General features: G+C 45.8%; 20 protein-coding genes. 2 read left to right on the top strand and 18 right to left on the bottom strand.

The annotated features are described in order from the left end of the window. Positions 1-6 precede the first annotated feature (6 nt). The 16 genes from MH144_RS11545 to MH144_RS11470 form a co-directional block, all read right to left on the bottom strand. A complete protein-coding gene (locus tag MH144_RS11545) occupies positions 7-1,413 on the bottom strand; it encodes a UDP-N-acetylmuramoyl-tripeptide--D-alanyl-D-alanine ligase (RefSeq protein WP_343226057.1) in 1,407 nt (468 codons plus the stop codon). Continuing rightward, positions 1,413-2,900 (bottom strand): UDP-N-acetylmuramoyl-L-alanyl-D-glutamate--2,6-diaminopimelate ligase, encoded by a 1,488-nt coding sequence (locus tag MH144_RS11540; RefSeq protein WP_239299916.1) that lies wholly within the window; start codon positions 2,898-2,900, stop codon positions 1,413-1,415. Before MH144_RS11540 ends, MH144_RS11545 begins: the two co-directional genes overlap by 1 nt. A 124-nt stretch (positions 2,901-3,024) precedes the next feature. Next, complete coding sequence (locus tag MH144_RS11535) at positions 3,025-4,989, bottom strand: stage V sporulation protein D (protein WP_239299914.1); 1,965 nt, start codon at positions 4,987-4,989, stop codon at positions 3,025-3,027. A gap of 93 nt (positions 4,990-5,082) precedes the next feature. Next, positions 5,083-7,395 (bottom strand): penicillin-binding transpeptidase domain-containing protein, encoded by a 2,313-nt coding sequence (locus MH144_RS11530; protein WP_239299912.1) that lies wholly within the window; start codon positions 7,393-7,395, stop codon positions 5,083-5,085. Between the two features lie 12 nt (positions 7,396-7,407). After that, entirely contained in the window at positions 7,408-7,836 is a 429-nt protein-coding gene (locus MH144_RS11525; RefSeq protein WP_239299910.1) for a hypothetical protein, read from the bottom strand. Positions 7,837-7,863: 27 nt separating this feature from the next. Next, positions 7,864-8,814: a 16S rRNA (cytosine(1402)-N(4))-methyltransferase RsmH gene (gene rsmH, locus MH144_RS11520; RefSeq protein WP_239299907.1), complete on the bottom strand. Its 951-nt coding sequence runs from the start codon at positions 8,812-8,814 to the stop codon at positions 7,864-7,866. A gap of 18 nt (positions 8,815-8,832) precedes the next feature. Beyond that, entirely contained in the window at positions 8,833-9,270 is a 438-nt protein-coding gene (gene mraZ, locus MH144_RS11515) for a division/cell wall cluster transcriptional repressor MraZ (RefSeq protein ID WP_017687291.1), read from the bottom strand. A 273-nt stretch (positions 9,271-9,543) separates the two neighbouring features. Then, positions 9,544-10,809, bottom strand: coding sequence for an adenosylhomocysteinase (locus tag MH144_RS11510; RefSeq protein WP_239299905.1), 1,266 nt, complete (start codon positions 10,807-10,809; stop codon positions 9,544-9,546). A gap of 60 nt (positions 10,810-10,869) precedes the next feature. After that, entirely contained in the window at positions 10,870-12,501 is a 1,632-nt protein-coding gene (bshC, locus tag MH144_RS11505; RefSeq protein WP_239299903.1) for a bacillithiol biosynthesis cysteine-adding enzyme BshC, read from the bottom strand. 153 nt (positions 12,502-12,654) lie between these two features. Continuing rightward, on the bottom strand, positions 12,655-14,424 hold the full coding sequence (locus tag MH144_RS11500; RefSeq protein ID WP_095289952.1) for an ABC transporter ATP-binding protein: 1,770 nt from the start codon (positions 14,422-14,424) through the stop codon (positions 12,655-12,657). Positions 14,425-14,441: 17 nt separating this feature from the next. Continuing rightward, on the bottom strand, positions 14,442-15,323 hold the full coding sequence (locus MH144_RS11495) for an ABC transporter permease (RefSeq protein WP_371859956.1): 882 nt from the start codon (positions 15,321-15,323) through the stop codon (positions 14,442-14,444). Positions 15,324-15,370: 47 nt separating this feature from the next. Next, a complete protein-coding gene (locus MH144_RS11490) occupies positions 15,371-16,303 on the bottom strand; it encodes an ABC transporter permease (protein ID WP_095289949.1) in 933 nt (310 codons plus the stop codon). Positions 16,304-16,492: 189 nt separating this feature from the next. Then, a complete protein-coding gene (locus MH144_RS11485; RefSeq protein ID WP_239299901.1) occupies positions 16,493-18,193 on the bottom strand; it encodes a peptide ABC transporter substrate-binding protein in 1,701 nt (566 codons plus the stop codon). 151 nt (positions 18,194-18,344) lie between these two features. Continuing rightward, positions 18,345-18,719 (bottom strand): DUF3397 domain-containing protein, encoded by a 375-nt coding sequence (locus MH144_RS11480; RefSeq protein WP_095359467.1) that lies wholly within the window; start codon positions 18,717-18,719, stop codon positions 18,345-18,347. Next, positions 18,719-19,681, bottom strand: coding sequence for a ketopantoate reductase family protein (locus MH144_RS11475; protein WP_239299899.1), 963 nt, complete (start codon positions 19,679-19,681; stop codon positions 18,719-18,721). The genes MH144_RS11480 and MH144_RS11475 overlap by 1 nt, the downstream gene beginning before the upstream one ends. A 141-nt stretch (positions 19,682-19,822) precedes the next feature. Next, on the bottom strand, positions 19,823-20,473 hold the full coding sequence (locus tag MH144_RS11470; RefSeq protein ID WP_239299897.1) for an RsfA family transcriptional regulator: 651 nt from the start codon (positions 20,471-20,473) through the stop codon (positions 19,823-19,825). A gap of 313 nt (positions 20,474-20,786) precedes the next feature. Between MH144_RS11470 and MH144_RS11465 the strand changes: the two genes are divergently transcribed. Both MH144_RS11465 and MH144_RS11460 read left to right on the top strand, forming a co-directional pair. Further along, complete coding sequence (locus tag MH144_RS11465) at positions 20,787-21,023, top strand: DUF2626 domain-containing protein (RefSeq protein ID WP_095289941.1); 237 nt, start codon at positions 20,787-20,789, stop codon at positions 21,021-21,023. 196 nt (positions 21,024-21,219) lie between these two features. Further along, complete coding sequence (locus tag MH144_RS11460; protein ID WP_239299895.1) at positions 21,220-22,299, top strand: coiled-coil domain-containing protein; 1,080 nt, start codon at positions 21,220-21,222, stop codon at positions 22,297-22,299. Here the strand turns inward: MH144_RS11460 and MH144_RS11455 are convergent. Next, on the bottom strand, positions 22,291-23,574 hold the full coding sequence (locus MH144_RS11455; RefSeq protein WP_239299893.1) for an extracellular solute-binding protein: 1,284 nt from the start codon (positions 23,572-23,574) through the stop codon (positions 22,291-22,293). The genes MH144_RS11460 and MH144_RS11455 overlap by 9 nt on opposite strands. 224 nt (positions 23,575-23,798) lie before the next feature. Further along, positions 23,799-25,133 carry a PhoH family protein gene (locus MH144_RS11450; RefSeq protein ID WP_095289936.1) on the bottom strand — a complete coding sequence of 445 codons (1,335 nt, stop codon included), beginning with the start codon at positions 25,131-25,133 and terminating at the stop codon, positions 23,799-23,801. Positions 25,134-25,186 lie beyond the last annotated feature (53 nt).

The following is a 25,186-nucleotide window of genomic DNA, read 5'->3' as shown; positions in this document are numbered from 1 at the left end:
GTCTACTCAATTCTGTAATGATGCTATTTTTAGTGATTCGACCACGTCCTCCAGCTTCATGCCCCGGGAGGCCTTGAACAAAACAACGTCTCTGGGATGCAATTTTTCCAGCAGGTAACGGGTCATCTCTTCCTTGTTTTCAAATGCATGTACGGCTTCTGCCGGCATGTGCAGTTTTGCACCCTCAGCTATGTTCGCCGATAACGGTCCATAGGTTAGCACCGTATCCATTTTCCCTGGTGTAATATACTCTCCAATGCCACGGTGAAGCTCCTCTTCCTGAGGTCCAAGTTCCAACATGTCTCCAAGTACGGCTACTCGAGAACGATATCCCTTGAGTCCTTCCAGCACATCAATAGCTGCTTTCATCGAAGTTGGACTTGCATTGTAGGCATCATTAAGCATCGTTAGTCCGCTGACTCCTTGAATAACCTCAATACGCATGCCAGTCAGTTTCAATCGCGATAACCCAGAAGCAATCTGTTCGGCTTTCACACCAAAGTGACGTGCAACTGCAAGGGCAGCCAGACAGTTGACTACATTGTGTGTACCAAGCAGAGGAAGCGTAAGTGCTTGCTCCCCCAACTGTTTGGTCGTGAAAACAACGCCGTTCTGCGCATTCATGAGTCCTGTTGGGTAATCATCATTGTCTGTCTGAAGGCCAAACGTAAATCGGTTCAGTCCCTCGGGCTGCTTCGTTTCCGCTTCAGCCAGAACCCGCTTGATCAACGGCTCGTCTCCGTTATAAATCAACAGGCCACCTGGTTTCATGCCTGCAGCAATTTCGGCTTTTGCTCTGGCAATCTCCAGCCTGGAGCCAAGCTGCAGCAGATGGGATTCACCAATATTCGTAATGATGGCGATATCCGGCTGGGCAATCAAAGACAATGCCTCGATTTCTCTGCGGCCGCTCATGCCCATTTCCAGAATCACAATCTCGGTATCTTGTTCCATGCTTAACACTGTAAGCGGAAGTCCGATATGATTGTTGAAGTTGCCCTGAGTCTTATGCACCTTGAAGGTGGTAGACAATATGGCATCCACAATGTCCTTGGTAGTTGTTTTGCCATTGCTTCCGGTAATGCCCACCACGGAAGTTTGGCTCTCAGCCAGATAAGCAGATGCAAGCCCCTGCAGGGCTGCCAGTGTATCTTCAACGACGATGACCGCTCCGCCCTGCGGGGGAACACCATGGTCATTCTGCCATAACGCCCCTGCGGCTCGCTTTTCTAAACAGGCTTGCACAAATTCGTGTCCGTCAAACCTCTCGCCGACAAGCGGGATGAACAAGCTGCCTTCTACTGGCTTGCGTGAATCCGTAAATACACCTTCAACGTGGATTTCTCCGTAAGCAGTGGAATCGTTTAGTGTTCCTCCGCACATTTCGGCCAATTGCCCTAATGTTCTTTTTATCAATTGGATTTGCCCCTTATCGCCTCTTTGGCTATGATCCGATCATCGAAATCCGTTTTGGTTGTTCCGATAATTTGATAGGTCTCATGACCCTTGCCCGCAATCAATACTACATCGGCTGGGCTTGCCATTTCAATAGCTTCATGTATTGCCTGACGACGATCGACGACCATGAGATACCGATCAGATGATACGCCTTCTTCCACCAGACCTGCTTCAATATCTTTGAGAATCAGATCCGGATCCTCCGTGCGTGGATTGTCGGAAGTTACAAAAACAATGTCACTATACTTCGCTGCAATTTTCCCCATTAATGGACGTTTGGTCCGATCCCGGTCTCCCCCACATCCGAACACACAGATAACGCGTCCTTCAGCAAACTCTTTTACCGTCCGCAATACGTTTTCCAAGCCGTCCGGTGTATGTGCATAGTCCACAATAACTGCAAATGACTGACCTTCGTCTACTGCTTCAACACGTCCATCTACACCAGGAACCGTCTCAAGACTGCGTTTAATTTCTTCCAAAGGTACTCCTTCAACAAGTGCAGCAGAGATAGCTGCCATGGCGTTGTATACGTTGAATTTCCCAACCATGCGCAAATTAATGTCTGTACTGCCTGCGAATGTATCCACATGGAAAGACGTGCCCTGCGATGTAATCGAGATTTTGGATGCCCGTACATCAGCGTTATCTTCCATGCCATATGTAATGACTTCAGCTGCAGTCACTGATTTGAAATAATCAGCCGATGGATCATCAGCGTTAATGATTGCAAATTTGCGACGGGACGCATCCTCTGTATACTCGTTGCCAAGTCTTGCAAAGAACAGGCCTTTCGCTGCACGGTACTCTTCCATGGAATTATGATAGTCCAAATGATCTTGGGTCAAGTTGGTGAATACAGCAGTACGGAAATCGGTTCCTTTTACACGTCCCTGTTCCAGAGCATGTGATGAAACCTCCATTACGCAGCAATCCGTGCCCGCTTGAACCATATCATACAGACTGCGCTGCAAATCGAGTGCTTCTGGTGTAGTTCCCGACATTGGATAGGTCCGGCCGTCGTAACGCATTTGAATGGTACCAATCAAACCTGTCTTCTGTCCATGATCACTCATGATCTTTTCAATCAGATAGGTGGTGGTTGTCTTGCCGTTTGTTCCCGTTACACCAATCATATTCATCTTATGGCTTGGTGAGTCAAAGAAAGAGTCTGAAAGGACCGCCATTGCAAAACGACTGTCTTTTACTAGCAACTGCGGTACAGGTAGTTCCAGTTGTCGTTCCACGACCAGTGCTACCGCTCCGGCATTCACAGCTTTTTCCGCATAATCATGTCCATCTACCGTATGTCCCGGAAGACAGATAAACAGATCTCCCGGTTGAACCTGGCGGGAATCTGTCTGTAAGTTTTGGCATTCTGTATTAGGCTCGCCAATCAGGCGGGCAGTTGTCAGCTTCGATGCAAGTTGTTTTAAAAGCACATGAATAACCTCACTTCTCCAAGTTTACTTCTGCACAAGGCATTTCTTTTTATTAATATCGTCCATATAGCCATTTAATGAAACGCAACTTTTTGAATTTTGTTGCGCTAGGACTCGGAGCCGGTTAAGGCTCCTGTCCTGCTTCCCCTGTATGATCGTGTGCTTCATTCAGCACATCGCTCATATAGATTCGTATGGTAGAGCCCTGTTCCACCCTTGCTCCGGGCTTTGGAGCCTGGTTAATGACGTACTTTCCGCTGCCGGACTTAGCCAGCATAAAGTTCATGTTGAGATCTTCATACAGATCTTCTACCGTTGCACCTGTGAGATCGGGAACCGTAACAATTTTGGTCTCTCCATACTTGTATTCTTTCGCAACCTGGTCCTTGCGCACAGGAACATTCATATAATGCAGCGAGTCTTCAAGAATATTCTGTACAATTGGAGCAGCAACGACGCCCCCGAACTGAATTCCTTTTGGATTATCGACAGCCGTGTATACTACGATCTGTGGATCATCTGCCGGAGCAAAGCCAATAAAGGATACAATATGCTCGGTAGAGGAATAACGTCCGTTAATAACCTTCTGGGCTGTACCTGTTTTGCCGCCTACCCGGTATCCGTCGATGAAGGCCGGTCTTCCTGTGCCTTTTGCAACAACACTTTCCAGAGCCTCACGAACCTGCTTGGATGTGTCTTCGGAAATGACCTGCCGCACAAGTTCCGGCTTGACTTCTTCCATCACTTCACCCGTTTCAGGATGAACCCACGCTTTGGTTACATAAGGTTTGTAGAGCTTGCCTCCATTGATGGCAGCCGATACGGCCGCCACTTGCTGAATGGGTGTAACGGAAACCCCTTGCCCAAAGGCTGTTGTCGCAAGTTCCACAGGCCCCACTCGGGACAGCTTGAACAAAATACCACTTGCCTCCCCGCTAAGATCAATACCTGTTTTGGTTCCGAATCCAAAGTCTTTGATGTAAGAAAACAAGGACTCTTTACCCAGCTTTTGACCTAGCGCCACGAACCCGGGATTACAGGAATTTTCCACGACTTGCAGGAAGGTTTGACTCCCATGGCCGCCTTTTTTCCAGCAGCGCAGCCGGGCACCTCCAACTTCAACATATCCTGGGTCAAAGAACTGATCCTGCTGCAGATTCACCTTTTTCTCTTCCAATGCTGCCGCCAAAGTAATGATTTTAAAAGTTGAACCCGGTTCGTATGTCATCCAAATCGGTAAATTCCGGTTATAGATTTCAGACGGATACTGCTGGTAATCCGCTGGTTCATACCCTGGTCTGCTGGCCATGCCGAGGATTTCACCCGTCTTCGGGTTCATGGCGATTGCCAGAGCGGAGTTCGCCTGGAATTTGACCATGGCCTGATCCAGTTCCCTTTCCATAATGGATTGAATCGATTTGTCGATCGTCAGCTCCAGGTTAAGACCATCTCTTGGTTCCACATACTTCTCAGATGAGCCCGGCATAAGCCTTCCGGCCGCATCGGACAAGTAGGACACACTGCCATTTAAACCGGTCAACTTCTCATCATATCTTTTTTCGACCCCGGTCAATCCCTGGTTATCAATACCCGTAAAACCGAGAATGTGAGCGGCCAAATCATCATAAGGATAGAATCGCTTATTATCCTCTGCAACGACGATACCCGGAAGCTTCAAATCACGAATGCGCTGAGCTTTCTCCATCGTAATTTTGCGGCCGCCGGGTTGTAGTCTTACAATCAGTTCTCTTTTCTTGATGGTTGCCAGCACTTTCTCTTCAGTCATTCCAAGTAAAGGGGCTAATGCCTTCGCTGTAGTCTCCGCTTCCTTCACTTGAGCCGGTATCGCCATAATCGTTGGTGTAGTTACATTATAGGCAAGAGAGGTACCATTGCGATCCAGAATCTCTCCCCGTTTGGCTGAATACGGAATGTTCCGCCGCCAGGACTCCTCCGCTTTCGCAGACAATTCCGGGCCTTTCCCGAGTTGTACATAAGCAAGCCTGATCACCAGGGCCGAAAATAACAATACCAAAATGAGCAAACTCCATAACAGCCTGCGCCGTAGATTTACGCTTGAACCCTTCACGAAAAGATCCCCCCACTCGTCCCAAAATCATGATCTCGTTCATTCATGAATATTCGGGACAACCGGGGGTTAGAACAAGCTATAATTCGATTACTATGGGAGAACCGGATCAATCGCGTCATCTGAAGACGATTCCGTCTCATTGGTTGAAGCCTCGGTCCCATCAGAGTTCCCAGTTTCTTCTGTCTTGCTGGAATCTTCTGCTGTCCCCTCTTCCTCCAATGCAGCATCAGAAGACTCAGGATCTTCATCCGCTATCCCGGTTACTGCCGCCTTGGCAGTCTGCAATATGAGCTGTATGGTCCGCTGTTCCCCAGAGACCTGCTCCTTTTGACTCACGACATAACCTTCACCCTTGACAATCACTCCCACTTTCATCAGCGAGAGAACTTCCATGGCATCCCGAAGTGATTCGCCAGTTAGATCAGGCACTTTCATCTTGCTGCTGTCTTCGGTAAGCAGATAGATTCGCTGACCCGGATTCATAACCTCTCCTGCAGCAGGATACTGGCGAATTACACTCTCGCCCTGTCCAAGAGTCTCATAGGCAATGCCTGCGTTCAGCAGCTGGCTTCTGGCCTGTTTCGCCGTTTTCCCAGCGAGGTCCGGAGCCTTCGTCTGAACGACAGCAGCTGCCTTTTTGTCCGTGGTCTTTGTTGTATCTTTTGGAACACCCATGTATTGCAGAGTCTGGCTTGCAATTTTTTTGAATACAGGAGCTGCTGCTGCACCACCACCAATATTGGTTCCACTCGGTTGGTCAATGACGACCAGCATCGCAATTTTGGGATTGTTTACAGGAGCAAATCCAATAAACGAAACGACGTCTTTGGTTTTACTATATTCCCCGTTCACCCATTTTCTTGCTGTTCCCGTTTTACCTGCAACGCGGTATCCTTCTATATAGGCATTGCGCCCGGTACCGATCTGCTGGTCTGCTACAACCTGTTCCAGATAGCCACTGACCAGTTTTGCAGATTCCTTGGAGATGACCTGACGAACCTCTTTTGGCTTGATCACTTCAGTTGTTCCGTCATTTGGATTGATGATTTCCTTCACCAGATGTGGAACCATCAATTTTCCGCCGTTAGCAATGGCCGAGATTGCTGCCACCTGCTGAATCGGGGTAACTTGAACCAAACCGTGACCATAGGCTGCCGTTGCAATTTCCGACTTATAAACCAATGGTTTGATCGGTGAAGCCGACTCGCTCGGCAGATCAATTCCCGTTTTTTGGCCGAATCCGAATTCGTCTATGTAATGACGCAGACGTTCGCCGCCAAGCATGTTGTAACCGAGATTAACAAAAGCAACGTTACTTGAACGTTTGACGCCTTCGAGATAGGAAATCGTACCATAAGCGTGGCCATTATCACTAATCGAAAATCCCCCAATGTTGATCCGTTTGGACTCAAACGTCGCGTTTGGATCAAACAGCTTCTCTTCTACAGCCCCAGCCAATGTAACAATCTTAAATGTCGAGCCTGGTTCGTAGATGGACTGCGTGGCATGGTTGATGAAATCTTTTTGATCCGGGGTTTCCCAGTAAGTATTCGGATTAAAATTCGGCCAGTTCGCCATGCCTAAGATCTCCATTGTGTTCGGATCTGCTGCAATGACGGTCATACTGAGCGGATTATACTGAGCAACTGCTTCTTTAATAGCATCTTCAATGTAAAATTGAATGGTATCATCAATCGTCAGCTTCAGATTGTTCCCGTTTTGAGGTGGAAGGTAGTTATCCTGGGAATCAGGAAGCTTGATGCCTTTGGCATCCTTTTGATAGTTCAGGTAGCCATCGGTGCCCGTCAGTTCCTCATCGTACGAAACTTCAAGCCCGTTTACAGCTTTGCCGTCACGACTCATGTAACCCAGAAGGTGTGAAGCAAGTGTCTCTTCCGGATAGAACCGCTTCGATTCCTGTGCCATTACGATGGCGTTCTGAGCCTTGTAATCTTCCTTCAGTTCTTCCCTCAGTGCGGTTACTTTAGCTGCCAGTTCCGGGCTGATTTTGTAACCCTCACTTCGCACCTCGCGTTGCTTGTAAAATTTCCCATTTTTATCTTTGGCAGTCACCAAAGCACGCATTTCACTTTCATTCTTGCCAAGTATTGCTGCGAGCTTAGTCGTAACGACATCTTCAATCCCAAGTTCATGGATCATCTCGGGATTGACCGATACCGTATACGCCGGTGCATCCGTTGCCAAGATGTTGCCGTTCCGATCCGTAATAGACCCCCGGCTTGCTTTAATCGTCTGCTCACGTTCCACCAGCTCGGATGCATATCCTTGCCAGGTACTGCTGTTTACAACTTGAATAAAAAAAATTCGGGTTATCAGTACAAGAAAAAAGAGGGTAATACATCCCCCTATAAGCAGCGTGCGCATCTTTATTCTTTTTACCATCGGTACACCTCTTTACTTACTTGCTGTATCCGAAGACGACTCTGTATCCTGTGAGCTCGTTGCACTTGTTGTACGAGGCACATAGATTACATCCTTGCCGGAGGCCTCCACATAGCCAAGTTTGCGGGCATTTTCAATAACCAGATTGTTCAGCTTTTCTTTTTCAACTTGCAGGTCTGCTATGGTTTTCTCAGCTTCTCTCGTCTCGGACAACGTTGATTGAGCCTGCTTGTTCAGATCGTAGATATGAGCATAACGCCACATCAATGCACCACCGATAACGATACAGACAATCAATGTCATCAGATACAAAAACTTCTCTCGTGCAGGAAGACCCGTACGACGAGTCACCACTTTGGTGGTTTCCTTGTACCGCTGCTGCGTCACACGTTCTTGGGTCGCTTTTTCTTTCACTGCAAGGTTACCACGTGTATATGCCATACAAAGACTCTCTCCTTCGCTCTTGGTTTACAGTTTCTCGGCTACGCGCAGTTTAGCTGAACGTGCACGGGAGTTCTCGGCCAGTTCCGTTTCCGTCGGAATCAGCGGTTTTCTGTTGACTAAACGCAGTACACCTTTACCGCCGCACACGCATAACGGAAAATCAGGCGGGCACGTACACTTCTCCAGATAACTGCTGAATATTTGCTTGCAAATCCGATCCTCAAGCGAGTGAAAGGTAATAACAGATACACGTCCACCTGGTGCAAGGCACCGAACCGCCTGATGCAATGCTTCCTCAAACGCGCCCAGCTCATCATTCACTGCAATCCGCAAAGCCTGGAAACTGCGTTTCGCAGGATGTCCACCTGTACGGCGAGCAGCAGCCGGGATGCCTTCCTTAATCAATTCCACCAACTCACCTGTGGTCTCGATAACAGCCTGGCTTCGTTTTTCCACAATGACGCGGGCAATTCTTCTTGAAAACTTTTCTTCACCGTAACGATATAAAATTCGGGCAATCTCCTCTTCAGGCCATTCGTTGACAATCTCTTTGGCTGTCAGAAATGCATCCTGATCCATTCTCATGTCCAGCGGAGCATCGTGATTGTAACTAAATCCACGTTCTCCTTCATCGAATTGAGGTGATGACACACCCAAATCGTACAAAATTCCATCCACTTGCGGCACGCCATCCTTCATTGGGACATCCAGTTCCTTCAGAACCTGTTCCAGATCACGGAAATTCGTTTTCACAAGCGTGATGCGATCTCCATACGAAGCAAGCTTCTCGCGTGCATTATCCAAAGCCCAATCATCCTGATCCAGTGCGATTAGCCTTCCCCCTGGACCGAGCTTGGAAGCAATGACGGAACTATGTCCTCCTCCACCTAAAGTGCAGTCCACGTATATACCGTCCTGCTTGATGTTTAATCCCTCTGTTGCCTCTTCTTTGAGTACGGTTATGTGGTGAAACAACCTGCACCCCTCCTGACTTTATAGATCAAAATTAAAATCGACTAGCTTTTCGGCAATGTCGTTGAATGCTTCCTCGGATTGATTGAAATAACTCTCCCATATGCCTTTGCTCCAGATCTCCACCCGGTTCGACACGCCAAGAACAACACAATCCTTGTCCAATTTGGCATACTCCCGTAAATTGCCCGGTAAATTTACCCTGCCCTGTTTGTCCAATTCACATTCGGTAGCACCCGAGAAAAAAAAGCGGGTAAACGCACGTGCATCCGACTTCATCAAAGGCAGTGCTTTGAGCTTCTGTTCCATGACCCCCCACTCCTCCATAGGGTACACGAAAAGACACTGGTCCAAACCCCGTGTGACAACGAAAGACGGCCCCAGAGATTCGCGGAATTTGGCCGGAATAATAACCCGACCCTTGTCATCAATGCTATGTTGGAACTCCCCCATAAACATTGGCCCACTCACTCCTCACCCGTTTCTCCCACTTTGCCCCACTTTCCACCACCTAAGCATAATAGATTCGCACTAAAAAATCAAAACCCTTCTTGCTTGCCTGATTTTTTTCAATTTGCTTCATAAGAAAAACGCCCTTGATCCTCTTGCTCAGGATCAAAGGCGTTTCCCCGGTACCGGTTATTCTACTTACAACCGCTAATGAGCCATATCATCAATACACTATTTTAAACCCTTTGAATCAGTTCATCAGCTTGTAATTAATGGGTTACCTTAAAACTTCCAGCTATCCAAATATTTTTCCTGTTCAGCTGACAATGAATCAATTGAGATATTCAGGCTTTCCAGCTTGTAGCTGGCAACTTGCTGGTCAATTTCATAAGGTACATTAACAACGGTTTTACCCAATGCAGCGTAATTCTCGCTAACATAACGCAATCCCAAAGCCTGCAATGCAAACGTCGTGTCCATAATCTCAGCAGGGTGGCCATCAGCTGCACCCAGATTTACGAGCCGTCCTTCTGCAAGAAGGTACATTTTACGTCCATCTTTGAAACGATACTCTTCAATATTGCGACGCACAGTGCGGATGGACTCAGAACGTTTGGCGAGCTCAGGTTTGTTCACTTCCACATCGAAATGACCTGCATTGCTCAAAATTGCTCCGTCTTTCATCACGTCAAAGTGTTCACCCGTGATCACGTCTTTGTTGCCGGTAACAGCAATGAAGAAATCGCCCAACTTGGCTGCTTCTACCATCGTCATGACACGGAAACCGTCCATATGCGCTTCAACCGCTTTGATTGGATCAATTTCAGTTACGATAACATTGGCGCCAAGACCTTTGGCACGCATCGCCACACCTTTACCACACCAGCCGTATCCTGCTACAACAACATTTTTACCAGCTACCACCAGGTTGGTTGTACGGATAATGCCATCAAAAGCGGATTGGCCTGTGCCATAACGGTTGTCGAACAGGTATTTGCAATAAGCGTCATTAACCGCAACCATCGGGAACTGCAGTTGTCCTTCTTTCGCCAAAGCTTTCAGACGGATAATACCTGTTGTCGTTTCCTCTGCGCCTCCACGAATCGTAGCCGCAAGGTCAGGACGTTCGGAAGCGATAATGGTTGCAAAGTCGCCGCCGTCATCAATAATCAGGTCAGGTTTAACTTCCAGTGCACGAAGCTGGAGCTCCTTGAACTCTTCTGGCCCCGGATTGTATTTGGCATACACTGTAACACCATCTTCTACAAGAGCCGCACATACATCATCCTGAGTTGACAGCGGGTTACTGTGTGTAATGGTCACTTCTGCGCCGCCAGCCTGAATGACTTTTGCCAGGTAAGCTGTTTTAGCTTCAAGGTGAAGGCAAATGGCAACCTTTAATCCTTTGAAAGGCAGATCCTGCTCAAATTGGCGACGAATGCGGTTCAATACAGGCATATGTGCTTCAACCCAGTCGATTTTCAAGTGTCCTTCTGAAGCGAGTCCCATATCCTTAACAATACTGTTTTGCAATGCAGGTGTAGTCATGCCCCGTCCTCCTCGTTTATCTGTTTCTTCTATTATAAAGGTCTGCTGCGAACCACACAGTTACAATTCAATTACTTGATGTTGACCCCGGAATTCACGTCCGTTCTCAATGAGCTCCTGAATCCACTTGGTTCCGTAACGGTTCAAGTAGAAAAGTGCATTGTGCACTCGTTCCTGTGGTTTGTTCATAGGAAAGAGGGAGTTCTGTATGCCGTTCCAATGTCTGAGTCCAACCTCATGTTTATCTGCGATCGCCTTCTGTGTTTGCTTTTGCAGATATTGAATCTGTTCGTTGATCTTCCTCAGATTCGTATCTCCGATCCGATCCAGTCCAGCGTGAATTTGCGCAAGCTGATCAAGCAATGGACGATAAAGCTCAGCAAAGGATTGCTGGACTTGCTCAAATTGCTCCTCGACTTGGAACGTTTCCTGTCCTGCAAGCCACTTCTCTCTTTTTTCTTCCATATGATATTGCACATCTTGGAAGGAAAGCTGATATTGATTCATGTGCTTGTGATGGACATCCTCCAAAATGGTGAAGGACAACCTCGGCAGCAAGATAGGCATTTGCAGACCAAACTGGCGGAATGCGGTTCTGGTTAATCCCCAGTAAGCAATCTCACCTTGTCCTAATATCACCGCAGCTACAGGCAGCACGGAATCCTGCATTAACGGCCGAGTGAGCACGTTATTACTGAATCTCTCGGGATGTTCCCTCAGCTCCTGAAGCAATCGTTCTTCCGTAAAAGACACTAGCCCTTTTCGATCCGTATACAAACCATCCTTCAGGAACAGGAGCAACCGGGTTTTATCATGGATATAAAACAAATTTGCTCCGTCTTCAGCGACTTCTGCCGGCATTGGATAGCCCGCTTCCTGAACCACGGAAGCACCTTGCAAATAAGCTTCACGCAATGAGCCATTCTCGCGAATCAATCGCTCAAATACGGGTTGTTCCAGTTCTCTTAATCCGGAATCCGCGGCATCCATAAGGACAAGTCCAGTACTGCCAAACAATGCTGACACCATTCTCGCAAAAGCATCACTAAGATTCGAGCTGGACTGATGGATCGAGATGAGCATCTCCATTAATCCTGGTTTATGTACAGTATCCGGCAGAAGATGCTCTACCTGCTCGATTACGTTCATCCATTGTTCCGTTTCAACCGTAACTCCACTCACCGAATTTCGGCCTTCGAACCGTCCATGCAGTTTGACCTTGGTCATTTCACCGTTGTGACCGGGCAGATATGTGTGATTCACTTCATCCCAGTCATGGTCTTCACCAGCGATCCAAAATACGGGAACCACTGGGCGCTGGAGCTTGGCTTCAGCTTCACGGGCAGCTGCAACGACACTCGCAGCTTTGTAGATGACAAATAACGGCCCTGTCAACAAGCCGCTCTGCTGCCCACCAGTAACTACAAACGTACCTTTCTCGGCCAAACGTGCGATAGAATGATGTACGGCTTCGTGATCATTCAAACGTTTGTTATATATACGTAAATACTCTACCAGGTTCTCGCGATCCACACGTGTGTTCTCCGATTGATCCAGCCACTCGGCACGCGCATGAAGTCCGGACTCCCAGTGAATGTCATACTCGTAAAGGCCCCGCGCAGCATCACGTGAGCAGATATAATCTTCTGCAAGTTGTGTTCCGCTGCGGAGTGCCTCGGTAATACCTTTCATGAGGTCTGCCTCCTATTCTGCTTCAAAGAGCCTTTCTTGATTGTACCGAACTACAGGCCACTTCGTCAAAAGAAAGTCACCTAAAAAATTAAAAAACCGCCGAACAAGCCGGCGGTTTAATAACATCAATAAGTCCAAACGGAATATAATTCCTTAAACGTATGGTTCGGAAACCCAGTGACCTTTGGAAATCTCGATCAATTGAGCATTCTCCAGGTTATACGGATCGTTTACAGGACCAGTTGCTCCATTTTGGATTGGTCCAGACTGTTCGTCCGGCAGCAAAATGCGGCGTTTGTTTGCTTCCACTTCCGGATCGGGTACAGGAATAGCAGATAGCAATGTTTTGGTGTAAGGGTGAACCGGGTTAGAGTAAAGTTCTTCACTCTCTGCCAGCTCAACTACTTTACCCATGTACATAACAGCAACGCGGTCACTGATATGTTTAACCATGGACAAGTCATGCGCAATGAAGAGGTAAGTCAAACCAAGGCGCTGTTGAAGCTCCTCGAGCAACTTAACCACTTGAGCTTGGATGGATACATCAAGTGCAGACAAAGGCTCGTCACAGATGATGAATTTAGGATCCACAGCAAGCGCACGGGCAATACCAATCCGTTGTCTTTGACCACCGGAGAATTCATGCGGATAACGAAGCGCGTGGCTTGGATTCAAGCCTACGAGATCCAGCAACTCCTCTACACGTTTCTTCCGCTCTTTACCGCTGGAAGCCAGTCCATGGATATCAAGTGATTCGCCGATAATATCCATAACGTTGAAACGTGGATTCAGTGATGCATATGGATCTTGGAAGATCATCTGCATGTCTTTACGCATTTCTTTCATTTTGCGTGGAGACAGCTTATAGATATCCGTTCCGTTAAAGTTTACATTTCCGCCCGTTGGCTCATAAAGGCGAAGAATCGTGCGTCCTGTTGTGGATTTACCACATCCGGATTCACCTACAACCCCGAGGGTTTCGCCTTCAAAAATATCAAAGCTGACATCATTAACCGCTTTGAGAATGTTTCCTTTACCCAAATTGAAGTATTGTTTCAGGTTCTTCACTTCAACTAGCGGCTTGTTGGCACCTTTGATAATACCAACCGGAGTCGGTTTTTCTTTCTTAGGCTCGTCCAAACGAGGCAAGGCGTTCAACAATTTGATCGTATATGGATGCTTAGGATTGCTGAAAATTTCAGCTGTCGTTCCCGTCTCCACAACTTCGCCTTCCTTCATAACGACAACCCGATCACACATACCGGCTACTACACCAAGGTCATGGGTAATGAGCATGATGGAAGTTCCAAGCTTTTGCTGCATATCTTTCATAACGTCCAGAATTTGTGCCTGAATCGTTACGTCGAGTGCCGTTGTCGGCTCATCCGCAATCAGAAGGGATGGACGACATGCCAGGGCAATAGCGATCATTGCACGTTGACGCATACCACCGGAAAATTGGTGTGGGTAGTGATTCATGCGGATTGCTGCATTTTTGATACCCACGAGCTCCAACATTTCCAGAGCGCGTTTTTCCGCTTCTTTTTTGGACATGTTTTGGTGTTTGCGAAGCACTTCGGTAATTTGTTTACCGACTTTGATTGTAGGATTCAATGAAGTCATTGGATCCTGGAAGATCATCCCGATATCTTTACCGCGGATCGCTTCCATTTGTTTATCTGTTTTTCCAAGCAGGCTCTGCCCGTGAAAAGTAATCTCTCCACTTTTGACCTTCGAAGGCGGGGAGGGAATCAACTTCATGATGGTTTGGGCGGTAACACTCTTACCACTACCGGACTCACCAACAATCCCCAGCGTCTCTCCTTTGCCAAGTTCAAAACTAACATTTTTAACGGCATCAAATTCACCAGAACGTGTTGTAAATGACACGCTTAGGTCTTTGACTGTTAAGATTGGCTCCATAATCCCACCTCCTATTTCTATTTACGCAATTTCGGATCGAGTGCGTCACGCAGACCGTCTCCGAGCAAGTTAAATGCAAGCATTGTAAGTACCATCAGACCTGCAGGGAACCACATCCGCCAAGGATACAGCGTCCAGCCTGTCAATGCGTCATTGATCATCGAACCCAGGGAAGATTTCGGTGCAGATACACCCAATCCGAGGAAGCTCAAGAATGCTTCAGCAAAGATGGCATTTGGAATAGATAGAGTCAGCGTTACGAGAATTGGTCCTACTGCATTTGGCAGCAAGTGGCGGAACAATTGACGTCCTGTGCTTGCGCCCATGGACCGCGCTGCAAGAATAAAGTCTCTGTTTTTCAATTGCATAATCTCACCACGTACAATCCAGGACATGCTGATCCAGCCTGTGATCGTAAGGGCAATGATGATCGTCGTAAGACTTGGTTCCAAAACAACGAGCAACAAGATTACAACGAGCATGTATGGCAAGGAATAGAGAATCTCGGAGAACTTGTTCATGATACCATCAACACGTCCACCGTAGAAGCCCATAATCGCTCCGTAGATTACCCCGATGACAAGGTCAATCAAGGCAGCAGCCAAACCTACAGTGAGGGATACACGTGCACCTACCCACGTTCTTACCCATACGTCACGACCGAGCTCGTCTGTTCCGAACCAGTGCTCCGCACTTGGCGCTGCATTGGCATTAAGCAAATCATTAGAATAATAATTATAACTTGTGAATAACGAAGTTGGACCAATCAAAGAGAAGATGACAACAAGAACCAGAATGCCCAAACTGATCATCGCGGCCTTGTTGGTTGCAAGTCTGTACATGGCGTCTTTCCATAACGATACACTTTCTTGCGATTTCACCGCTGCCTGACTATCCAGGGCAGTGTTCGCCGTTTCTTTATTGTTATTGTTCGTGCCAGACAACGTTATGCCCCCTTCCGGCTTTCCAGCTTAATTCTAGGATCAATCAGCACATATGCGATATCTGTAAGGAAACGTGCCAACATCAGGAGGATACCATAGAAAATCGTAATCCCCATGATCATTGTATAATCCCGGTTCGTGATACTTTCTACGAATACTTTACCAATTCCCCCGATGTTAAAGATTTGCTCAATAACTACGGAACCCGTGATGATGTTAGCTGTCATCGGACCCACATAAGTTACAACGGGAAGAATACCGTTACGAATAACGTGTTTAAACATGATTGCAGGCCATTTCAGACCTTTGGCTTTCGCTGTCTTGATGTAATCCGCGTGCAGTACTTCGAGCATGCTGGAACGCGTCAAACGTGCGATAAAGGCAATCGGGGATGCAGACAATGCCGCAACCGGAAGTACATAGTCAAGCGGTCCGTCGAATCCCATAACGTTAAACCAGCCCAGTTTGAAGGCGAAAACGTATTGAAGCAGAGATGCGAGCAAGAAGCTCGGTACCGCGATACCAATAACCGCCAGGATCATCGTGACATCATCTATCAGCTTACGATGGTAAACTGCAGCGATAAGTCCTAGCAAAACCCCAACGACGACAGAGATCACGATTGCAAAGATCCCCAGTTTCAGAGATGCTGTAAACGTTTGAGTGATCATGTCGGTTACTTCTTGATTCAGATATTTCATCGAAACACCAAAATCACCTTTGAGAATTCCACCCATATACTTCAGGTATTGTTCATACATCGGTTTGTCCAGCCCATACTTCTCTTCCAGTAGTGCCCGAATCTCAGGCGATACTTTTTTCTCGGATGTAAAAGGGTCACCCGGAATGGCCTTCATCAGGAAGAAGGTTGCTGATGCGAGTATGAAAAGCGATAGCAGCATAAATAGCAATTTTTTCAGCACGTACTTAACCAACCCTTGCACACCTCCAAAAACAATATTTTGTATACAAATCGATTGTAGAATTAGACATGAATAAAGTCCAATCCATTTATCGGAAATTTCAAGAATTATAAGGAAAATCGGTGCACATACAAAAAAATCGGGATATATATGGAATTCCACATATATATCCCGAAGTAATCATATAGACTTCAGAACAACTTATTTCTCTTCCAGATATGCGCGAGTGAAGTCAATTGCTCCACTGAAATCAAGTTGTACGCCTTTCAGGTAAGGCTTAGTCAAAGATACGTTAGTGTAGTAATAGATTGGCATTACAGCCATTTCGTCTTGAATCAGGACTTTCTCAGCATCAGCAAATGCAGCCATACGAGCAGCTGGATCAGCAGATTTCACAGTCTCTTTAACATCTTTGTCATACTGTTCGTTGCTGAACTTGGAATCATTATTTGTGTTACCAGTAGTCCACATTTCCAAGAAGTTGTACGGATCGTTGTAGTCTGCAGACCAGCCTGCACGAGCTACTTGGAAGTTTTGGTTTTGACGGTTCTCAAGGAATACGCCCCACTCTTGGTTTTCAGTTTTCACGTCAACACCAAGGTTTTTCTTCCACATATCAGCAATAGCAAGCGCGATTTTCGCGTGAGCATCACTAGTGTTGTAGATCAATGTAACAGCTGGCAAAGTTGTGTATCCTTCTTCTTTCATACCTTCAGCAAGCAATGCTTTTGCTTCTTCAACATTTTCAGTGAAGTAGTCATCTTTGTGCTCATCACGGAATTCGCCGTTTTCACCGCGGATACCTGGAGGTACAAATCCAAATGCAGGAACTTGTCCACCTTGTGTAACTTTGTCAACGATCAATTGACGCTCGATTGACATTGCGAAAGCTTTACGGATTTTAGCATTGTTGAATGGAGCTTCATTAACGTTGAACTGGTAGTAGTAAGTACTTGCAATACCAGTTGCTTTGAACTCATCCGGCAATTCCGCTTTTACAGAAGGAATTTGGTCAGTTGGAATTTCACCGTTAGGTGCACCAGTGTAATCCAGTTGTCCAGACTTGTAAGCTTGCAGTTCGGAAGCACTGCTGCTTGTCAGGGACATGTTGATTTCAGACAATTTGATGTCGGAAGCTGCGTGGTAGCCTTCGTTTTTCTTAACTACGATTTTTTGACCTTTAGCGTATTGATCCATTACAAATGGTCCGTTAACGATCATGTTTTTGTAGTCTGTGAAGAATTTATCGTTTGTGTCAGCAGATTGATGTACTGGGTAGTACGTGTAGAATGCTGTCAGACCCAAGAAGTAAGGTGTTGGGTTTTCCAACGTTACTTCCAGTGTGTGCTCATCAGTAGCTTTTACACCCACTTGGGAGAAATCTGTGATTTTAGTACCTTTGTATGTTTCGTCTTTGCTGAGGTTGTAACCTTCAGCACCTTTGATGTAGTACAGTTGGTAAGCGTACGGGGAAGCCGTTTCCGGTTTCAATGCACGTTCCCAAGAGCGAACGAAGTCTTCAGCAGTGATTGCATCACCGTTGCTCCATTTAGCATCCGGGTTCAGGTTGAACACATATTTCAAACCATCTTCGGAAATTGTCCAGTCATTCGCAACGCCTGGTGCTTCTTTACCATTCTCATCGATGCGAACAAGACCTTCATACAAGAATTTCAGAACAGTGTTGGTTTGGCTGTCTTTTGCCTGAGCCGGGTCCAACGTAGGAGGTTCAGCTGTCAGGTTGATTTTCAGCACTTGATCTTTTGCGAGACCGCTTTCCTCGCCTGCAGAGCCAGTTCCCGTGTTACTTGTTGTGCCTTCATTTTTCGATCCGCACGCTGCAAGTACGGTACCGAACGCCAGAATCAGCGTCAAAAGGACTAATAGACTTTTCCTTTTCATCTAACACTTTCCCCCTAAATTGATGTGGTTTATGTTTATAGATTATACAACCACCGGTCAAAAAAATCTACATTACTTTTTCAGAAAGTAATGTTTTTTTCAGTTTTCGACAAAATCGACACATTTTTTAGCCGTTTTGCGTTATGTAACCTTACATCTGTTTCATTAAGTATCTAAATAAGCCAAATATAGTAAATGAGACATACCCAAAACTCATCATAACAAAGGCCATGCGCCAAACGGCCCGGAACATTCGACCCCCATCGACCTTTCCTTTCAACCTATTTTGAGCCCCTCCAATCAATCCAAGTGCAATTAGTATGAGTATCATTGTTAAATAAAATCCAAAATTCGAATCAAATGTTAAGTTGAATAACGCCGAAACAGAGAAAATCAGAAAAACCGTAGTTACATCCATCGCGGTGCGAAGTGAAGCTCGTTTATCCTTTTTCCACCCATACATGGCCCAGTACACAATAAGAAACGGAAAAAACGGTAGTATGCTCAGCACGATAAAAAAACCCATTAACTCACTCCTTCCGGCCTAATTCCTTCGATCAGATGAAGCATTAATTCATGTTGCGGAGCAGTCAACCCACACCGATGCGCCAGTTGTACCATTTGCCCACTGATTGATTCCACTTCGGTACGCCGTCCTTGCATTACATCTGCGAGCATTGAGGATGTGTTCGAAGCCGTCGATCGACAAACGGATAGAATTTCCTCCCACATGTCGATACCCACAATAATATCGCTTGCCTTGTAAATGGCTGAAGCTTCATCATATAAATGGCGCATAACCTTTAAGCGATAATCATTCTGAAGCAATTCTCCATTGGGTATTCTCCATATCGCGGTAAGTGGATTAATGACAGCATTGATCAGAAGCTTCCTGTATATCAGCTTATCGATTTGATTCGACGCTGTACAGTTAAATCCTGCCTGCTGCAATAGTGCTTCCAACCGAACTTCTTCCAGATTCCCTGAGGTGTCTTTTTCTATTTCTTTCGTATGTACATCTCTACCAAACCAGGTTTCCCCCTCACCAGCCCGAATAACCCCGTACTCCACTCTCTTGGCACCTTCAGTAGTTACCGCCCGGTATATACTGGACAACGGCAAGGCAGCTTGTATTTTCTCTATATGGCCCATTCCGTTCTGGAAGCAGACAATATTAAGGGTATAATCTCTCATTGTCTCCATGATATGAATAACATCATCTATACTTGTCTGCTTAACCATGAGGAGAAGCCAGTCACCAGGCTGATCATGCCAGTGAGCAGATAATTCGGTTATCGGATAAGGCTGAATATGCTGAGGAAGCAACTTCGTCTTCTTACCTTGCTCTGTAATCGTTAGTCCGTGCACACGCAGTTCTTCCGCTTGTTCAGGCGTCCTTGTCCAAAAACGCACTGCATGACCTGCAGCCCGAAGCTTCCCTCCATATAAAAGACCAAGTGAGCCTGCTCCTACAACGTCGATTACCATGAACATCCCTCTTCCACTCTCAATAATTACTTCTATATATAATAGAACAAATACTTCAAACAAAAAACCCGTCTTACCTGCCGTTTGTAACGGAGATGTGACGGGTCTGATCAAATATCGTCATTCTTACAACTTGATCCGTTATTCAATTCGTTCCAGATTGCCGTTGGCATCCATTTTGAAACGAGTTTTTAGCTCCTCTTCTTCTTCAGCCAGAAAAGCAAGCCTGCGTGCACGATCCATGATCTGAATCAATGCTTTGTAATCATCGTTTACTACACGGTAATCGGTTTGCACTTCATTCACTTCTTTGGATAAACGATCATTCTCACAGCGAAGCTCATGGAGTTCATCTTCTTTTTCACGAAGTTCCTTTTCGAGCATTTTGAGTTGACGTCCATTTTCTTGAACTGTCCCTTTCCACTGGCGCAAAAAGCGAATTACTGCATCAATGGATAGAGAGTCTTCTGAAACTCCATCTGCCTTGTACAGGTTTTCTTCCGTATCAAGTGTAGCTAGAGCTGCGACCTGTGGTCCAAGCAAAGCTGGCTGTTTTCGGAGATAACTTCTCTTTTGACGCTGTGCCTTCGCATTGCTGATCGCAGACTCATACTTTTTACGCACACAGCTGTTCCAGCGAAAACCGCAAGCGGCAGAGGTTCTGCCTATTTTTTCGCCTACTTCCTCGAAGGCCGCGAGTTGTGTGCTGCCTTCCCGAATATGCCGCAAAGTCACCTCAGCCAAGATCAAATCGTCCTCTGTACTCCAAGCATCCTGTCTCACTGCAGTCATGCTATAATACCCTCCTAACAACATCCTAAAATAACCGTCCTCATTACCGGTTTCCCGGTTTGTGAATTAGGTATAAAAGCTGCTTCATTCATTCTTATGCCTCTCATAGAGTTCATAGAATTGATTTCATACTAAAATGTATATCCATATTTGCGAGCACTCATACCTTACATATGGAAAAGATGACCTATTTGCTCACTGTTTCGATAAAAAAGAATTCGCTTTCATATCCAATTCTGTTTACACCTTTTTCCTTTCCCGGTATAATGTTGTGTAGACAATCTATGATCGTACATAGAGAGGAGGACTAACCGTGGCACGCATGTTTCGGGTACTCGGGTTCTTCACGCTAACGATTGGCCTGATGGCTTTTGCGGGAGATTTGGTCGAGATGGCTTTGCTTTTTTTCCTGCAGACTGCGTTTTTCGTCATTTTGGGGTATTTAAAATTTACCGAAAGAACGTACATATTGCTCTTCTGGGGTTATATGATCGTTACCTTCACAGGGTTCAGCTACTGGACTGTGTTCCAAATGGGGTTGCCGCTTTAATCCGCCAACAGCATCAAAGCGATTCGGGCATTTGCCGTTTCGCTTTTTTGTTTTTCCTTTATGGCTGTCTGATTAATGGGTTGTTTTCAGTGTTATGTATCCACTAAGGATATTTCAAGATTTCATTTCATATATTGTCTGGAAGACAGAAGCCTGTACAATGAATATTGTACTTAGAGGAAAGGAGAATGATACGGTGAACCGTCGATATAGCATTTGTGCTCTAATCATATGCATGTTACTATTTGGCCAACTTACATCGACATATGCCTATGGAGAACCTTCACCTGAGGAAACACGTGAAATTTTGCAGAAGAGTCTGTCCATCGTGGAGATTGATCATGAAATTGAACGTATTGCCATAAGGCAGAAGGAACTCAATCAACAGCAGGAAGAATTGAATGTTCAGCTTCAGGAACAGGAAGATCAAATACATATCCAGCAAGATCGGGCAGGAGCTGTGGTTAGGTCGTATTACACTGGAGAACGAGATAGCCTTCTCATGACGGTTCTCGGGGCCAGATCGTTCAAAGACTTGTTTATCCTATTTGACTACTACCAAATTATTATTGGCAGAGATCAGGCAGTGCTAAGCAAATATCAGGATCGTTATCGCAGCATGCAGGAAACTTCAACGAAAATAAGTCAGACTTCGGCTGAGCTGGACGAATTAAAGACCAATTTGGAAAGTCAGCGAGAGCGTGTGGTTGCATTGCAGAAGGAAGTTGATGGACAGGTATCGGCAAGCGGGAACCCGGCAGCCATTCAAAAGTTAATGGAGGAATTGACCATTTATTGGGAGAATGTTGGTATATATGAGGTCAAACGTTATTTCAGAGTACTAGCAACGGCCATGCAAAATCTCCCTGAGTTTATACAAGAACAGAATGGCGGAATTTCCACAACTGGAACAGCTTATACCATTCGCATTGGACAAGAAGATCTGAATCAATTCCTGCGTGAACAGAACCCGATCTTCGAAGATTTTGCCTTTCAGTTTGACGAGGACCGAATTACCGCCTCCGGACAACGTGATCAGTTACAGCTCAGTATTGAAGGTCATTATACGGTAGAAAATGAACCTCAAAATTCGATTCGTTTTCATGTAGATAAACTTGTTTTCAACCAGTTGGAACTACCTGATACGACAAGACGTATGCTTGAAAAGGAATTCGATCTAGGATTCTACCCACAGAAGATTCTGTCCTTCGTGAAAGCTACAGATGTATCGACAAGCAAAGGGGTTCTTGAAGTTAAACTCGCCATATCATTTTGACGATTGCTGTATATTTAAAATGTCATTCGCATACTGATTCGCTGAAATCTTTCCATGAAGAAACTGTTGAACTTTCTCATTGAATTGCAATACTTGCTCCGGGTTCTCCATCACAGCGGTTTCAGATGTTTTGGACATAAACCATTCCTGACCATTACTACTCATCATTTTTTCTTCGACTGAGAGCTTTCGGGACTCTGTGTTCAATTGCTGCTGTTGACCAGGCAAATGATGAGCCTGCTGGTACCAGTCTGATTGCACGGAAGCAGATGTCATGCCTTCAATCCATCGACTGGCCTGCTCTGCTTCATGTGAACCCGACGTAATCACGAAACTCCTGGATGGTACAGGTGCAAGGGGTTTAAACATGATCCGATTCGTTAGACGATCTTCAGTTAATACCAGATCATCCTTCACCAGTTGAGAAAACGGTGTCACAATCATTAATGCTTCTTCCTGCATGTCTTTATCAGCAAAACTCAGATTGGTATTTTGGACCTGGATATAAGGCTGAACTCGGTTCAGCACCTGCAGCGCTTGTTCATATTCCCCGACTGTATGCGACTCCGTTGCCGTTCTTAACGTACTCGGAGCGACTCCAGACCCAAACTCATTTAACCAAGCATCTGCAGCGTAAGCATCATTGATGTTGATCGCAAGTAACTTCCGGCTCTTATTCTCCATTTGATTAATAACCCTAGTCCACTCATCCAGGTTTTGCGGTAACCGTTCCAAACTAGCATCAGCAAGCGATTGGGACCGTGATGCAAGGACGTAAGGGTCAAAATCAAATGGCATTCCCCATTGATAACCATTCCACTCTGTCTTATCCCGTAATTGAGATACCGAGTCACCTAGCGCCTTCGACAACGTTGTTGCATTTAAAGGGTACAGATGCCCTCTTTTGGCGTAACCCTGAATTTCCGCACTATCAAGCAGGATAATATCCCCGCTGTCCCCTACAGCCAACTCGTCATCCAACACCTTCTGATATGTATCCGATTCCAGATTCCGTAGATTGATTTTCACCATCCGCGCAGCAGCTACTTGTTTTGCGATTGTCGAGAACACCTGAAACTCACTTTCAGACATCGAAACGACAATCTCAACCGGCGCCTGTTGATTCTCACTACGCGATATAGCATTGGGAAATGCATCATTCTCCTGATCTTGATCTTGGCTCTGTGGTACTCCTCTAAAATCAAAGCTTGGAGATAGGATCGTCAATGAAAGCAGCAGCACTGCAAATAAAACAACCTGATGTCTACGCTTCATTAACTCTCCTCCTCGCTCCCTATATTTTTCCTGTAAAGTTTATTGTAACAAAAAAGTAGTACTCCTGTCCTATCCTGCCAAAAAACATATTTTTGAGATTTTGCATACTAAGAGAATATATAGTTCTGTGCAATAACTCTTATTAAATATTTCAGCAAAAAAAAGACCGGCTCCAGTGAGCCGATCTTTTTTTATATTTTCCCGGGAAATATATCCGCTTAAACTTATAACAAATCTGCTGCCAATTGAGCCAGTTTCGACCGTTCCCCTTTTTCAAGCATGATATGTCCACTAATGCCCTCTTGTTTGAATCGTTCCACAACATAAGTCAGACCATTGCTCGCAGAATCCAGATATGGATGATCGATTTGCTCAGGGTCACCCATCAGAATTATTTTACTGCCTTCACCTACACGCGATACGATGGTTTTTACTTCATGACGCGATAGGTTCTGGGCTTCATCCACAATAATAAATTGACCAGGTATGGAACGTCCGCGAATATACGTTAATGCTTCCACCTGTATACTGCCCAGCCCCATCAAAATTTTATCGATGTCTCCTGCCTTTTTTGTATCAAACAAAAACTCCAGATTATCGTATATAGGCTGCATCCAAGGTCGAAGCTTCTCTTCCTTTTCCCCTGGCAGATAACCGATATCCTTACCCATGGGAACCACTGGCCTCGCAATCAATAACTTTTTATATTTATGGTCATCCTCCACCTTAAGAAGACCTGCAGCGAGGGCCAGTAACGTTTTTCCTGTCCCGGCTTTTCCCGTAATGGTCACTAGTGGTATATCATCATTCAGAAGTAATTCCAGAGCCATACGCTGTTGAGCGTTTCGAGCGCTAATCCCCCACACGTTATCATTGCTTAGGAACAGCGGCTCAAGTTTGGTTCCCTCCGTGTTCACCTTCAGCAGCGCTGATTTGTTGGTGCCCATTTCATCCTTAAGAATCACAAATTCATTGGGATACAGCTTATAGGACAACTGCAATGGTTTAATTGGCAGAAAACGATATGTGTAAAACTCATCGATTACCGACGGGTGAACTTTCAAGGCCGTATAGCCTGGATATAGTTCACTAAGCCCTGCTGTCCGATCGGACAAGTAATCCTGAGTGAACAGACCGAGTACATCTGCTTTGATCCGCACGAGTACATCTTTGCTAACCAACACAACCTGCCGTTCCACAACCTCTTTCTCATTTTCTTCAATTTGATAATTCAGGGCAACCGCCAGGATTCGGTTATCATTGGTGATTTCACCGAACATTTCTTGTACCCTTACAAAGCTGCGATGATTCAGTTCGACCTTCAGGTTACCTCCATTGGCGAGAGGAACACCACTGTGCAGGTGACCCAGCTCACGCAGACCATCAAGCAATCTCGATACATTTCGGGCATTGCGACCAATCTCATCAGCATTTCTTTTTTTGGAGTCGATTTCCTCCAGTACAACCGCGGGAATGATTACCTCATGTTCCTCGAAGGCAAAAATGGCATTGGGGTCATGCAGAAGCACGTTGGTATCCAATACAAAAATCTTTTTCATTCAATCCCCTCCAAAGCGGCGTCGTTAAAGGCATGGTTTGGAACGTGAACTCA

This window comes from Paenibacillus sp. ACRRY (assembly GCF_022346995.1).
In the GTDB taxonomy this organism is placed as follows: Bacteria; Bacillota; Bacilli; order Paenibacillales; family Paenibacillaceae; genus Paenibacillus.
This window is presented reverse-complemented; position numbering and strand designations above follow the sequence as displayed.